General features: G+C 62.6%; 10 protein-coding genes. 5 read left to right on the forward strand and 5 right to left on the reverse strand.

What is annotated here, in order from left to right:
* Positions 1-111 precede the first annotated feature (111 nt).
* Positions 112-1,182: a dipeptidase gene (locus ACYVAC_RS11535; RefSeq protein ID WP_461097820.1), complete on the forward strand. Its 1,071-nt coding sequence runs from the start codon at positions 112-114 to the stop codon at positions 1,180-1,182.
* 4 nt (positions 1,183-1,186) lie between these two features.
* Here ACYVAC_RS11535 and ACYVAC_RS11540 read toward each other — a convergent pair whose 3' ends face one another.
* Both ACYVAC_RS11540 and ACYVAC_RS11545 read right to left on the reverse strand, forming a co-directional pair.
* Complete coding sequence (locus ACYVAC_RS11540) at positions 1,187-3,742, reverse strand: glycoside hydrolase 5 family protein (protein WP_461097821.1); 2,556 nt, start codon at positions 3,740-3,742, stop codon at positions 1,187-1,189.
* 43 nt (positions 3,743-3,785) lie between these two features.
* Positions 3,786-5,363, reverse strand: coding sequence for a SulP family inorganic anion transporter (locus ACYVAC_RS11545; RefSeq protein ID WP_461097822.1), 1,578 nt, complete (start codon positions 5,361-5,363; stop codon positions 3,786-3,788).
* Positions 5,364-5,447: 84 nt separating this feature from the next.
* Here ACYVAC_RS11545 and ACYVAC_RS11550 point away from each other — a divergent pair, with 84 nt between their 5' ends.
* The gene (locus ACYVAC_RS11550) at positions 5,448-6,629 is read left to right on the forward strand and encodes a THUMP-like domain-containing protein (RefSeq protein ID WP_461097823.1); all 1,182 of its coding nucleotides are present in this window, start codon (positions 5,448-5,450) and stop codon (positions 6,627-6,629) included.
* 9 nt (positions 6,630-6,638) lie between these two features.
* On the opposite strand, the gene ACYVAC_RS11555 is transcribed toward ACYVAC_RS11550, so the two are convergent.
* Positions 6,639-7,037, reverse strand: coding sequence for a hypothetical protein (locus ACYVAC_RS11555; RefSeq protein WP_461097825.1), 399 nt, complete (start codon positions 7,035-7,037; stop codon positions 6,639-6,641).
* A gap of 250 nt (positions 7,038-7,287) precedes the next feature.
* On the opposite strand from ACYVAC_RS11555, the gene ACYVAC_RS11560 reads away from it, so the two are divergent.
* From ACYVAC_RS11560 to ACYVAC_RS11570, 3 genes are all read left to right on the forward strand, one after another.
* Entirely contained in the window at positions 7,288-8,127 is an 840-nt protein-coding gene (locus ACYVAC_RS11560) for a ThuA domain-containing protein (protein ID WP_461097827.1), read from the forward strand.
* 177 nt (positions 8,128-8,304) lie between these two features.
* Positions 8,305-9,690, forward strand: coding sequence for a S8 family peptidase (locus ACYVAC_RS11565; protein ID WP_461097828.1), 1,386 nt, complete (start codon positions 8,305-8,307; stop codon positions 9,688-9,690).
* Between the two features lie 145 nt (positions 9,691-9,835).
* Positions 9,836-10,513: a hypothetical protein gene (locus ACYVAC_RS11570; protein WP_461097830.1), complete on the forward strand. Its 678-nt coding sequence runs from the start codon at positions 9,836-9,838 to the stop codon at positions 10,511-10,513.
* A gap of 108 nt (positions 10,514-10,621) precedes the next feature.
* Here the strand turns inward: ACYVAC_RS11570 and ACYVAC_RS11575 are convergent, their stop codons facing one another.
* Positions 10,622-13,072, reverse strand: coding sequence for a bifunctional UDP-N-acetylmuramoyl-tripeptide:D-alanyl-D-alanine ligase/alanine racemase (locus ACYVAC_RS11575; RefSeq protein WP_461097832.1), 2,451 nt, complete (start codon positions 13,070-13,072; stop codon positions 10,622-10,624).
* Between the two features lie 36 nt (positions 13,073-13,108).
* A complete protein-coding gene (corA, locus tag ACYVAC_RS11580; protein ID WP_461097833.1) occupies positions 13,109-14,224 on the reverse strand; it encodes a magnesium/cobalt transporter CorA in 1,116 nt (371 codons plus the stop codon).
* Position 14,225 lies beyond the last annotated feature (1 nt).

The following is a 14,225-nucleotide window of genomic DNA, read 5'->3' on the forward strand; positions in this document are numbered from 1 at the left end:
TCAACCGCGTAGTCTCTTTTCTCGATACACGGCTGGCCGTGCTAGCGCTGACTTACCCCGTAAACCGTAGACTGAATACTGTAAACTAAATACCGTAAACTAACCCCCTTTATGTTCACCATCGACGCCCACCTCGACCTCAGCATGAACGCGCTGGAATGGAACCGCGATCTGCGGCAAACCGCACACCAGATCCGCCAGCGCGAACGGGGCATGACCGACAAGCCCGACCGCGCCCGGGGTACGGTGTCGCTGCCCGACCTGCGCCGGGGCCAGGTAGGCCTGGTGGTGGCCACGCAGATTGCCCGCTACGTAGCCCCCGACAACCCGCTGCCCGGCTGGCAGTCGCCCGAACAGGCATGGGCGCAGACCCAGGGACAGCGCAGCTGGTACGAAACTATGGAAGAAGCCGGCGAAATGGTTCAGATTCGCGACCGGGCGGGCCTCGACGCCCACGTGGCCCGCTGGACCGATGGCACGCCCAACAACCACAAACCCATTGGCTACATCCTGAGTCTGGAAGGCGCCGATTCGCTCGTAACCGTCGACTACGTGGAACGGGCCTATCAGTACGGGCTGCGCGCCATCGGCCCCGCCCACTACGGCCCCGGCCGATACGCCCAGGGCACCGACGCTACCGGGCTCATGGGGCCCGCCGGCCACGCCCTGCTCCGCGAAATGGAGCGGCTGAACATCATTCTCGACGCCACGCACCTGTGCGACGACAGCTTCCGCGACGCCCTCGACCATTTCAGCGGGCCGGTCTGGGCCAGTCACCACAACTGCCGTGCCCTGGTAAACCACAACCGGCAGTTTACCGACGACCAGCTGCGCGAACTCATTGCCCGCGGGGCGGTGATCGGTGGGCCACTCGATGCCTGGATGATGGTGCCCAACTGGGTGCGCGGGCAGTCGACGCCCGAAAGCACCAACTGCTCGCTGTCGGTGATGATCGATCACCTCGATCACATCTGCCAGCTAGCCGGTAACGCCCACCACATCGGCATCGGCTCCGACCTCGATGGTGCTTTTGGCAAGGAGCAGTGCCCCTACGACCTCGACACCATTGCCGATCTGCAGACCATTCCCGACCTGCTGCGGCAGCGGGGCTATAGCGAAGCCGACGTAGCCAACGTCATGCACGGCAACTGGCTCCGGTTTCTGCGGCAGGCCTGGGCCTGAACGCCTACGGCAACAGATCCACCGTTTCCAGGGTAAGTGTGCTGCCCGGCCGGGCCGGGGCCGTCACTTCGAGCTTTTCGACCGCCCCAACCGCGAGGGGCGTTGCCGTTGCGGGCCGGAATCGAAGCGGCATAAAGTCCGGATACGGCCGGGGCAGCAGCAGGCCCGCGTCGGGCCGCAGGCGGCTGAGGGGCACCTCGGCGGGGGTTCCGTCGGCGGGCAAAGTCAGCGTAAGGGCATAGCAGTCGCCGGTCTGGTTAATGAGTGCCACCCGAACCGGTTCGCCCGCCCGGCCCCGGATACGTAGGCGCTGATAGCCACTGACCGAGGGCCCAACGGCCTGAATTTTATCGCCCACAAACAGCTGCAGACCCAGCAACGAATCGGGCGTTGGCCTGGGCATGGTGAGCTGGATGGCTAGCCGCGCCGGCTCCTGCCCGGCTACGTAGCGGTTTTGCCGGCCCTGCCAGTCATCGGGAAACAGCACAACGGCCCGATCGGTGGTCGCGTCGTACAGGCGCAGGGGCGCCCCCGATGGCGTCACCGCTACCTGCCAGGGCGCGTCGGGCTGGTAATCCCAGGCATCCGGATTGCCGGCTTTGTTACCCGGAAAAACCCGCACGCTGTCGGCCTGCTGCACCACCACCCGGTACTGCAACTGCCCTGCTTTCACCAAATCGGCCGGTACGTCGGCGCGGTAGGTGTACGTATCCACGGGCCGCATGGGCAGGGTGGCGTAGGACCCGCCCAGCTGATTGATCCGCAGCGATACCTGCGCCGTACGGTCGAGGCCCACCACGGTTGCTTCCAGCGGCCAGGATTGATCGGCCGGCACCGATGCGGGTACATCGTGCCGCACCAGCACGGGACCCGCCACCGGGGCAGGAGCCGCGAAGTCGCCCAGCGGCCCCAGCTCCGTTGGCGAGGTGGCCGTCCAGCCATCGGCCGACAGACCGGCCCGCACCAGCAGGTAGGTGCCGGGTTGCAGCACAACCTGCCCGCCCGAGGCCGTGCGCCGGGCCGTATTGCCCGCGTTCATACCAGTCAGCGAAAAGGCATCGCCCAGATCGGCCAGGCCCAGGCGCAGTGTCTGGTCGCGCCACACCAGTCGGGTCACTTCCCGCCCCAGCGACGGCCGCGCAAACGGGTCGCGCAGCGTAACGGCGTCGGGCAGCACTTCCAGCCGCCAGATTCCGTCGGCCAGTTTATCCAGAAAATAGGCACCCAGTCCGGTGTATCGGGCTACGGGCGAGCTACCTACCCCGGCCAGGTGCCGGAGCCCGGCGGGCTGCACCGGCTGCGCGGTTGTGGTGTTGGTGTAATAGAACCGGTCGGGCCGGTTCAGTTCGCTGAGCGAATCGGCCGGGTTCAGCCGCACCCCCGCGAAGGTGGCACTGGCCGGGTAAGCGCCGTAGTCTTTCAGGCGGGGCTGGGTATGAAACACCTGTCCGGCAATGAGCAGGCTGATGGCCTTGGCCGGGGTATAGAGCAGGTTGAGGTAGTGCGTCTGATAGTCGGGGTTGGCATAGGCCGTGGCGGTCGGGTCGTAGGCAAACTGGGTGGCCCACTGAAAGCCCGCCGTGCGGAAACTGCGCGCCATGGCCGGGTACATCACCGGCTGCAGCACATCGCCCGCGTCGAACTCGTAGATCATGCGGGCCTTGTTGCGGAACGCCGGAATGGTATCGAACGGAATGGTATAGCGGTCGACATTGGGCAGCAAATTGCCCCGCAGGGCCCGCCCGGCCACCAGCCCCGTTGGGTACCACTGAAAGCTTACCCCGTCGACGGCCGCGTTGGCCACGGCATCGGCGTAAGTGGGGTTCTGGCTGATGTTGTAGAAAACGGGCTTGCGCCAGCCCGACGCCCGAATGGCAGCCGCCAGCCGGTTGATGTAGGCCGTAACCCCCGTTTTTGGCCCGCTATGGGTGGGCTCGTTGTTGATCTCGGTGGCGATAATGGCCGGATCGTCGCTGTAGGTCAGCCCGGTATAGGGGTTCTTGTGGCGAAAAAACTGACCCAGGTAACGCTCCTGCGCCCGAATCGCCCCCTCCTCCACGGTGGCCCGGGCCTTTCCGTAGCGGTGCGAGAAACCCGGCGTAGCCTCGTCGGGTTCGGGGTAGCCATTGCCCCAGAACGCAATGGGTGTAACGATGGTTTTGATACCCCGTTTCGTCAGTTCGGCCACCAGAAAATCGAACAGCCGCAGCTGCTCGTTGGCCAGCAGATTACCCGTCGAATCCGAGATTTCGGTATCCCACACGTGCACCCGGAAAGCATCGAGCCCCAACCGGGCAATCTGGTACACATCCTGCCGGATGGCGGCCTCGGCATTCAGCCCGAAGGTGTTGTGGGCCCGGTAGGCAAAGGCAAACGGAGCCGTGTAGTTGACGCCGAAAAAAGCGGCTTCCTGCCGGCTTTTCTGCCAGCGCATGATCCCCTGTTTGTCGACGAAAATACCGTCGGTCTTCATCGACGGGCGGGCGGACTGGGCCAGGGCGCCGGATGTGCAGGTACCCAGCGCCAGCAAACCCGCCAATAAACAATAAGCGCGTTTCATAGGGCGGCAAAGGTAGGCCCAATGCGCCAATAAGCTATTTTCTTCAGCGAACAGCCGGTGTCAGGTTGCGCAGGTCGTAGGTGATATCCTGCACCCGGGCCGTTTCGCGGAAGTCGTGGAGCATGGTCCGGATGTCGTCGTCGATAAACGTGGCCCGCGCCCCGTCGACCACCACCACGTCGCCCGAATGAAGCGTGCTGAGGGCATCTTTCAGACGGGGTTTGCTCAGAAAGTAAAGGTCTTTCTCGAACTCGATCAGCACCTGCCGCCCCTCGCGCACCACCCGAAACGTCGACTCGGTATTGGTGTACAGCACGAAGCCCAGGCCCACTACCGTACCGAGGGCGATACCGATCAGCAGGTCGGTAAACACAATGCTGACGACCGTAACCATGAAGGGCACAAACTGGCTCCACCCCTTCTGATAGACAGCCCGGAACACGGCGGGTTTGGCCAGCTTGTAGCCTACCATAATCAGCAGCGTGGCCAGGCACGACAGCGGGATCCGGTTGAGCAGCCCGGCCCCTACCGCCACCGCCACCAGCAGCAGCAGCCCATGTACCACCGCCGACACCCGCGTGCGGGCACCCCCGTAAATGTTGGCCGACGTGCGGACCACGACCGACGTAACAGGCAGCCCCCCGATCAGCCCCGATACCAGATTGCCGATGCCCTGCGCAATCAGCTCCTGGTTGGTCGACGACACGCGCCGGGCCGGGTCGAGCCGGTCGGCGGCTTCGAGGTTGAGCAGCGTTTCCAGGCTGGCCACAATCGCAATGGTGGTGCCGATGCCGTAGATAGTCGGGTTGCCCAGCACACGCCAGTCCGGAAAATCCAGCACCGAGAGCAGGCTTTTGCCCGCAGCCAGCGTCGGAATCCGGACCATGTGCTGGTGGGCCGTATCGCCCCCCAGGTACCAGTCGGGCCGTACGACCCGAAACAACTCGTTGAGGCCCACCCCCACCAGCACCACCAGCAGGGCGGCCGGCAGGTTTTTAAAGAACTGCCGGTTGCTGCGGCCCGCCAGCCGCTCCCAGCCCAGCAGTATCGCCAGCGAGATCAGGCTGATGACGATGGCACCGGGACTGGCCGTAACCAGGGCCCGGTAAATTTCGGACAGGGTATTTTCGCCGTCGGCCAGCTGCTGAAACTCGAATTCGCCCTCGTAGTCGTTGTCGCGGCCCAGGGCGTGCGGAATCTGTTTAAGCATGATGACGATGCCGATGGCCGAGAGCATGCCCTTGATGACACTGTCGGGGAAGAAACCACTGAGCCGGCCCGCTTTCAGCACACCCAGCACCAGCTGAATCGCTCCGGCCACCAGCACAGCCGCCAGAAATGCGTTGTAAGACCCTACTTTTGCGATGGAATCGGCCACGATCACGGCCAGACCGGCCGCCGGCCCGCTCACGCTGACCTCCGACCCCGACAGAAACCCAATGATGATACCCCCCACAATGCCGGCCACCAGACCGGAAAACAGGGGCGCCCCCGACGCGAGGGCAATGCCCAGGCACAAGGGCAGGGCCACTAAGAAGACGGAAAGGCCGGCCGACAAATCCTGTCGGAGCCAGGCCGGCCGGTAGCTGGTTAAGGTACGGAGGGGACTAACGCGTTGCATACGGTGGTTCAGTTGAGCAGCGCCCGGCAGCTGCCTGCGCTTCGGCATTAAAAGTAGATTAAAAACCTGTTTATCACACCACCTATGCTATTATCTGCCGCCGATCAGGCTTTTATCCAGCAGCACCTCACCGACGATGTCAGGCAGCTGCTGCTGCGCAAACAACCCGACGGGCTTGATATACGCTGGCTGGCCGCGCAGATAGCCGCCCGGCAGAAAGCCCGCCACAAACTTCCCCACTGGTACGCCCGGCCCGATCTGGTGTTTCCGCCGGCCCTATCGGTCGAGCAGGCGTCGTCGGAACTTACCGCCCGATATAAGGCCAGTCTGGTCAATGGCGGGCGGCTGCTCGATCTGACGGGGGGCATGGGCGTCGATGCATGGGCCTTTGCGGAGCGCATGCAGGAAGTTGTTTACGTGGAGCGGCAGGCCGAACTGGCCCGGCTGGCGGCCGATACGCTGCCCCGGCTGGGGGCCACCAACGTGCGCATCGAAACGGGCGACGGCCTGGCCTTTCTCGACACCTTTGCCGAGCCCGTCGAGTGGCTGTACCTCGACCCCCACCGGCGCAACGAGCAGGGTGGCCGCGTGGTGCAGCTCGACGAGTATGAACCCAATCTGCTGACTTACAGGGGCCGGTTGCTGGCCAGAAGCCCCCGGCTGCTGGTGAAGGTATCGCCCATGATCGATCTGAAGCAGACCATCCGGCAGCTGGATCCGGCTGCGGTGCATGTGGTTGCGGTGGGGGGCGAAGTGCGCGAGGTGCTGCTCGTTTGCCAGCGCACGCCGACACCGCCCGGTGGGCCGGCCATGGTCGCCGTCAACCTGCTGCCCGATGGGGTGCAGACCCTGGCTTACAACTGGGCCGACGAGACGACCGCCGAGGTTTCCTTCGGCGATCCGCAGGCCTTTCTCTACGAGCCGAATGCCGCCGTGCTCAAAGCCGGCGCGTTCCGGCTGGTGGGGCAGCGCTTTGGCCTGACCAAGCTGGCGCCCAACAGTCATCTCTACACGAGCCCCGACCGGGTCGCCGGTTTTCCGGGGCGGGTATTTCGGGTTGATCAGATCAGCAAACCCGACCGGAAGGCGCTGTCGACGCTGCTGCCGGGCCTGAAAGCCAATCTGACCGTACGGAATTTTCCGCAGACGGTGGCCGATCTGCGGAAGAAACTAGCGCTGGCTGAGGGGGGCGACACCTACGCGTTTGCCACTACCCTGCTCAACGGCGACAGGCGATTGCTGCTGACCCACAAGGTCGATCAGTAAGGGCTGGCCCTAGTTGGCCCTGGGTTCGGTTTTGGGTTTCAGCGTACCACGGGCAATGGGCTCGGGCTTCGACTTGGGCGTCAGAAACCGCAGCAGCGTGGCGGTTGGAAATTCCGTTTTGGGCGATTTCACTACCACCAGCTGGTAAGACCGGGTGCCAACAATCAGGTTATAGTACTGCATTGCCGGGCTCCCCGTCTGGGGAAGCCCCCAGTTGGCAATGGGCTCTCTGGCCAGAATAACCCGATCCTCGTCGGTCAGGGCCGCGTAGGCCGTGTCGGGTTCAAACTGTTTACCCGTAATGCCCGCCACGGCCGACACGATGGCGGGGGGCGTTGGCTGGGCAGGTTTGGTCTGGGCAATGGCCACCGACATGGGCAGCAACAGCAGGACGACGAAGCGGTTCATGGCAGTATAACGTTGCGGGTGACACCGGTTGACTGCGCACTGAGCAGCGGTCTGTTCAGACCCCCAGTCCGACACCGGCTATGTACCTGACCCCGAAAAGCCCCCTTTTGTTTCGGCAATGCTGCCCTGAATCGCCATTGTCTATGGGCCTGGCGGGTATATATACCGCGCTGGTGCGTTTACGGCCTACAGGTTTCCAATCCCGGTTCTGGTGTCGCTGCGAGGCCGGAGCCAGTTTCTCTCATGATGTATGCGCAGTATTGACGTCCGGCTGTGGCTGGGCTGGCTGCTGTTCGGCCTGTCGGCCCTGACCTCGGCACAGCCCCGGCACGCCCCCGTTCGGGTGATCGGATTTTTCACGGCCCGGCAGGATCAGGCTCACATCGATTTTGTGCACGAAGCCAACCGGTGGCTGGCCGCGCAGGGCCCTGCCCATAACTTCACCTATGATTCGACCAGCAACTGGGCCAATCTGAACGCGGCTTTTCTGAGCCGCTACCAGGTCGTTGTTTTTCTCGACAGCCGACCCGAAGCCCCCGCGCAGCGCGCAGCGTTCGAGGCCTACATGCAGCGGGGGGGCGGCTGGCTGGGCTTCCACTTCTCGGCCTTTGCCCTGACCCCATCGGCCTACCCGCAAAACTGGAACTGGTACCACCAGCAGTTTCTGGGCTCGGGCCAGTACAGCGGCAACACCTGGCGCCCCACGGCAGCTACCCTGCGAATCGACACCCACCGGCACCCGGTTACGCAGGGTCTCGCCGATACGCTGCGTGCTGCTCCCAACGAATGGTACCGCTGGCAAAACGATTTGCGCCAGAACCCCGACATCAGGGTGCTGCTCTCGATCGACCCCAGCAGTTTCCCGCTCGGCACCGGTCCCAAAGCCCACGAAATATGGCACCAGGGCGACTACCCGGTGGTCTGGACCAACCGGCGCTACCGAATGCTGTATGTAAACATGGGACACAACGATATCGACTACGAGCACAACAGCCGGCGGGCCCTGTCGTCGACGTTCAGCAGCCCAGCCCAGAACAGGCTTATCCTCAACGGCATCGGGTGGCTGGGCCGCCGGGCGGCAAAAAAGTAAGACTTTTCAGGCAGTACCACCCCGTATTTACCGAAGAGTTCGGTGCGTTGATGAGCGGAATACACCCTAGTTTCTACGCCGTATTAGCCTTTTCGCAAAAAAATATACCGTCCAGTATATTTTTTTTGATATTAAATTTTTACGTTTAGGAAGTTTTAATCTCTACTTAATCTACCTATGCGTAATTACTACATGTCGGCAGTTCGGCTGTCGGCACTCCTCGCCCTCTCGGCCGGTCTGGCCCTCACCAGCTGTCAGCCCGTCGATCCGGATGCACAGCTGACACCCAGCGGCAGCGCCCGGGTATCGGCCAACAGCAAATTTGTCGATGGCGAGCTTTTGCTTCAGTTTGCCGATAACGTCACCGACGACCAGAAACAGAACGCGCTCGACAAGGTACAGGGCCAGTCGCTCGAGAAGATCCTGACCAAGCTCATGGAGAAGGCTGGTCGAAAAGAAGGCCTTCTGCGCGTTAAGGTAAACAAAAATATACTGGAAGCCATAAACGAGTTACAGGGTATGCCCGGTGTTGAGTTTGCCGAACCAAACTACATCTATGAACACACCGCAACGGCCGTCGATCCGCTTTTCACCAACGGATCGCTCTGGGGCATGTACGGCCCCAACACCTCACCGGCCAACGCCTTTGGCAGTAATGCCGCAGCCGCCTGGGCGGCCGGCGTGACGGGCTCGACCAACGTGTATATCGGCATCATCGATGAAGGTGTTCAGCTGACCCACCCCGACCTGGCCGGTCAGGTCTGGACCAATCCATCGGACCCCGTCGACAAGGTTGACAACGACAGAAACGGCTTGATCGACGACAGCAACGGCTGGGACTTTGCCAACAACGACCGCACCATTTACGATGGCGGCACCAACGGCCGGCTCGACGACCACGGCACCCACGTAGCGGGCACCATCGGCGGCAAAGCCGACAACCAGGGTGTTGTAGGGCTGAACTGGAAAGTTACCCTGATCTCGGCCAAGTTTCTGGGCAGCAACGGCGGTACCACCGCCAACGCCGTCAAGGCCGTCGATTACCTGACCAACCTGAAACTCAAAGGACTGAACGTGGTGGCCAGCAACAACTCGTGGGGCGGTGGCGGTTATTCGCAGGCGCTTTATGATGCCATCAGCCGGGCCAACAACGCTGGCATCCTGTTTATTGCGGCTGCCGGCAACAGCGGCACCAACAACGATGTAACGGCCAGCTACCCGGCCAACTACGACCTGCCGAACGTGATTGCGGTGGCGGCCATCGATAAAACGGGCGCCCTGGCCAGCTTCTCCCAATACGGCGCGACCACCGTCGACATCGGCGCGCCCGGCGTAGCCATCAACTCGACCACGGCCTTCAACACCTACTCGTCGTACAATGGTACGTCGATGGCGACGCCCCACGTAACGGGTGCCGTGGCGCTGTATGCCTCGACGCACCCCGGCGCTACCGTTGCCCAGATCCGCAACGCCATCCTGTCGAGCGCCGTACCGACTCCCTCGCTGGCCGGCAAAACGGTTACCGGCGGCCGGCTCGACGCCAACGCGGCTCTGGCGCGCTAACGGCACCAACCCTGCCCATACGACAACAGGACGGCTCCGGCTGTCCTGTTGCTGTTTAAGACCGGCACGAAATCACCGGTCGACGGGTTACCTTTGCGGCCGGCCGTCGTCCTGAGAGCCGACCCCGTTTAAACCGTACACGACCATGAACCGAGTTTTGTTTTTCCTGCTGCTGGGGTGCAGCCTGCTCCCCCTGAACACGCGGGCCCAGACTGTTTATGCCGGCGAAAGCACCGTCGAAAAAACGAAGGCGCAGGGCCTGTTTCTGACCCTGACCGGCGACGGACGCCAGATTGAGAAAGAGTGGGAATCCCAGCTGCGCCAGTACGGCCGGGTAACGGCTTCGCGCGGTATCTACCGCGTTACCAATGCCGATATTAAAGACGTTTCGCCCGAGCCCATCAACCTGATGAGCACCGTCAAAACGGCGCGCAACTCGGCGACGATCTTTGTGGCTTACGATCTGGGCAACGGTACGTTTCTGACAACCGGGGCGCCGGGCTATGCGGCCGCCGAAAAACTGCTGAATGACTTCGCCGGCACCGCCCGCTTCAACGAGGAAGTGCGGGTGGCCCAGGGCGGTTTCGACGAAGCGCAGAAAAACCACCAGAAGCTCGTCAAAAACGGCGAGCGCCTGCAGCGCGACATCGAGCAGAACGCCAAGGAGAAAGAGCGGCTGCTGAAGCGAATCGACGACAATGCCAAAGAGCTGGAACAGCTGAAAAAAGATATCGAAACCAACAAGACCGAACAGGCCAATGCCCTGACGGAGCTCGACAACCGCAAGAAAAACGTGGAAGCGGTGAAGGCCAAAAAGCCCTGACGAAGCAATCGGCCCGATCGACTTCATGATGCGGACGATGCCAACACAAGTGCTGCTGAGCCCTGGTGCTGCCATCGCCCGCTTTTTTTTTACCGCTGCCGGCGCGGGCTACATGAAAAACACCCGCTTGACCCGCTCGCTGACGCCGGTCAGCAGTTCGTAGGGAATGGTACCGATCACCCGGGCCAGTTCCGTAATGGGCTGATCGACCCCGAAGATCAGAGCGTCGTCGCCCGCCCGAACGGCCACGCCCGTTACGTCGACCATGGTCATATCCATGCACACGTTGCCCACCGTGGGGCAGCGGTGGCCATTGATCCAGACCCAGCCCACGCCGTTGCCCAGCCGCCGGTCGAAACCGTCGGCGTAACCGATAGCCAGCGTGGCAATCTGCGCCGTATGATCGAGCCGCCCCCGCCGGCTGTAGCCCACCGATTCACCCTCGGGCACCACCTTCACCTGGCTCACCACCGTTTTGAGCGTGCCGACGGGCCGCACGGCTCCCCGGTCGATGCCGCTGGCTTCGACGCCATAGAGACCAATACCCAGCCGGACCATGTCGAGCCGATAGTCGGGAAAGCGCACAATGCCGGCCGAGTTGAGCAGGTGCCGCGTGGGCTGGTAGCCAAGCCCTTCGCGCAGGCGGTCGGTACAACGTACGAACAGTTCGTATTGCTGCTGCGAAAACGCGTTGAACCGGGCTTCATCGGCCCCTACCAGGTGGCTGAACACCGTTTCGACCCGCAGATCGGTATGTTCGTTGAGGTAAGCGATCAGCTCGGGCAGCTCGTCGGCCAGGAAGCCGAGCCGGTGCATACCCGTGTCGATTTTCAGGTGCAGGGCCGGCACCGGGCCACCCGCCCGGGCGGCAAAGTACCCCCAGTCGTGGAGCAGCGGCAAACTGTAGATTTCGGGCTGGAGCCCATAGTCGAGCAGGGTCGTGAACGTTTCGGGCGATGGGTTCATGACCATGATGGGCAGCGTAATGCCGTGCTGGCGCAGCACTACGCCCTCATCGGCATAGGCCACGGCCAGGTAATCGACCCGGTGGAACTGCAGCAGCTGGGCCACCTCGGCACTGCCACTACCATACGCGAAGGCTTTCACCATCACCATGATCTTGGTGGCCAGCCCCACTTTTTCGCGATAGTAATTGAGGTTGTGGGTCAGCGCATCGAGATCGATTTCGAGCCGCGTGCCGTGCACTTTCCTCTCCAGCCGCGCCACAATCCGCTCAAAGCCGAAGGTCCGCGCTCCCTTCACCAACACCAGACTGTCGCGCAGCCGGTCGAGCGGCAGATCGGTCAGCAGGGCCTCGGTGGTGGGGTAAAACAGGCTGTCAGCCGGAAACAGCGCCCGATGAGCCGCCAGCACCGGCCCGACGCCGATAAACGTAGTAACGCCCATGTCGCGCACGAGGGCCGCAATCTGACCGTAGAGGTCGTCGGCCCGCTGCCCCGACTGCAGCACATCCGACAGCACCAGCGCCAGCCGGTCGCGGGTACGCTGCTGGGTCGTAAACCGCAGGGCCAGCTGCAGGCCCGCCAGGTCGTTGCTGTACGAGTCGTCGATCAGCACACTGTTGCCTACGCCTTCCTTCTGTTCGAGCCGCATCGACACCGGCCGGAGCCGTTTCAGAGCCTGCCGCAGCGCGTCGGGCGCGAGCGGGTGCAGCACCTGCACGGCTACCAGGCAGTGCAGCAGGTTCTCGACGGAAGCGGAATCGGTAAAAGGCAGTTCGAGCTGCAGCGCCCCATCCGGCCTGTCGGTTGGGGTGAGCGTGAGCCGGGTACCGCTGCGGGTAGCCTGCCAGGTGGCCGGGCGGCCCGTTTGCGACCACGTAATCAGTTGCAGGCCGGGGTTAACAGCCGTCAGCAACAACCGCACTTCTTCGTCGACTTCGGTCTGGTCGGCGCAGTAGATCAGCGTGTCGGCATGCTGAAACAAGCGCAGTTTCTCGGCAATTTTCTGTTTGCGGCTCCGGAACCCCTCGTCGTGGGCAGGGCCAATGTTGGTAAAGATACCCAGCGTCGGGCGGATGATGGGTTCCAGCGTCTGCATCTCGTGGGGCCGCGAGATACCTGCTTCGAAGATCGCCAGCGTGTGGCGCCCTCCCAGCTCCCGCACCGACAACGGTACCCCCAGCTGGGAGTTGTAGCTTTTGGGACTTTTAACAACGCTGAACGCATCGGCGAGCAGCTGCGCCAGCCACTCCTTCACGATGGTTTTGCCGTTGCTGCCCGTAATGCCGACCACCGGTATGCTGAAAGCCGCCCGGTGGTCGGCGGCCAGCCGCTGGAGCAGCGCCAGACTGCTGTCGGTTTCGATGATTTCGGCCTCGGTCAGCCGCGCCAGCCCGGCCCGGCGCTCGGGCGTGAGAGCGGTGCGCTCGACCACAAACTGCCGCACCCCCCGGTCGTAGAGGTCGTCGATGTAGGCGTGGCCGTCGTGGTGGTCGCCCCGGATGGCGAAGAAAACAGCCTGGCCGGCGTCGCCAATGGCCTGCCGGGAATCGGTGAGCCAGTGCGGCCGCAGCTGCTGAGCGGGTAATGTCTGCATACGCGTGTGCGGGGCGGGCCGCAGCCGTCGGGAAGGCTACATCCAGCCGCGCCGTTTAAAGTAAATGACCTCGGCCACCGCAATAAAAACCATGGTGCCCCAGGTGTAGTAATAGCCGTGCGGACTTTTCAGTTCGGGCATGTAATCGAAGTTCATGCCATAGACCCCCACAATAAAGGTGAGCGGAATAAAAATGGCCGACACGATGGTCAGCGTTTTCATGACCGAGTTCATGCGGTTGCTCACGATGGAGTAATACACGTCCATCAGGCCCGCCACCATATCGCGGTACGAGTCGAGCGTTTCGATGTTCTGGCTGATGTGGTCGTTCAGGTCGCGCAGGTAAGGCAGTGTGGTCGGCTTGATCAGCTCCGATTCCTCGCGCATGAGCGCCCCGACGATATCGCGCGTGGGAAAAACAACCCGACGGATGTGGGCCAGTTCGCGCTTGAGCTGATAGAGCGACGCCAGGGTCTGCTGGCTGGCGCGTTCGCCCACGATTTCTTCTTCCAGCTCGTCCATCCGCTCGCCAATGCGCTCGGTAATGACGGCATAGTGGTCGACAATGATATCCATCAGGGCGTAGAACAGATAATCGGGTCCGCTGCGCCGGGTTTTGCCCGCCGATGCCTTGATGCGGTCGATCACCGGCTCGAAGATATCCTGCGTACGCTCCTCCTGAAACGACACCAGGTAGTTGCTGCCCAGCACCAGGCTAACGTGTTCGATGTCGATTTCCTGATGCTGCCGGTTGTGGTGCAGCATTTTCAGGGTGGCAAACACCACCGGTCCGCTGCCGGGCAGGGTGCCGTTGTCGGAGGTCTGGTCGTAAAATTCGATCTTGGGCTTCTGGTCGGTATTGACCACGTCTTCGAGCAGCAGCGGGTGCAGGTGGTACTGCTTCCCGATGGCCGCTACCACCTGTGGTTCGTGAATGCCGTCGACATCGACCCAGTTGATCAGCGGGGTGCTCTGGTCGGGCACCCGGCAGTTACCCAGCCGGGCATCGTCGTCGATCCGGTACTCGTCGGCGTTGTAGTCGATACGCCGGACCCGGGTGGCGTGTTCAATATCGTCGCCTACGTACAGCAGGGTCCCGGGCGACGTGCCGAGTGTTTTCTCGGCCGAGCGAATGCGTCGGCGTTTTGTCATG

It is taken from the genome of Spirosoma luteolum (genome assembly GCF_054778875.1).

Excerpts from the sequence above, each read along its gene's own strand:
- ACYVAC_RS11575 (WP_461097832.1), bottom strand. The coding sequence starts at position 13,072 with ATGCAGACATTACCCGCTCAGCAGCTGCGGCCGCACTGGCTCACCGAT.
- ACYVAC_RS11560 (WP_461097827.1), top strand. The coding sequence starts at position 7,288 with ATGCGCAGTATTGACGTCCGGCTGTGGCTGGGCTGGCTGCTGTTCGGC.
- ACYVAC_RS11570 (WP_461097830.1), top strand. The coding sequence starts at position 9,836 with ATGAACCGAGTTTTGTTTTTCCTGCTGCTGGGGTGCAGCCTGCTCCCC.
- ACYVAC_RS11545 (WP_461097822.1), bottom strand. The coding sequence starts at position 5,363 with ATGCAACGCGTTAGTCCCCTCCGTACCTTAACCAGCTACCGGCCGGCC.
- corA (WP_461097833.1), bottom strand. The coding sequence starts at position 14,224 with ATGACAAAACGCCGACGCATTCGCTCGGCCGAGAAAACACTCGGCACG.
- ACYVAC_RS11535 (WP_461097820.1), top strand. The coding sequence starts at position 112 with ATGTTCACCATCGACGCCCACCTCGACCTCAGCATGAACGCGCTGGAA.
- ACYVAC_RS11540 (WP_461097821.1), bottom strand. The coding sequence starts at position 3,742 with ATGAAACGCGCTTATTGTTTATTGGCGGGTTTGCTGGCGCTGGGTACC.
- ACYVAC_RS11550 (WP_461097823.1), top strand. The coding sequence starts at position 5,448 with ATGCTATTATCTGCCGCCGATCAGGCTTTTATCCAGCAGCACCTCACC.
- ACYVAC_RS11555 (WP_461097825.1), bottom strand. The coding sequence starts at position 7,037 with ATGAACCGCTTCGTCGTCCTGCTGTTGCTGCCCATGTCGGTGGCCATT.
- ACYVAC_RS11565 (WP_461097828.1), top strand. The coding sequence starts at position 8,305 with ATGCGTAATTACTACATGTCGGCAGTTCGGCTGTCGGCACTCCTCGCC.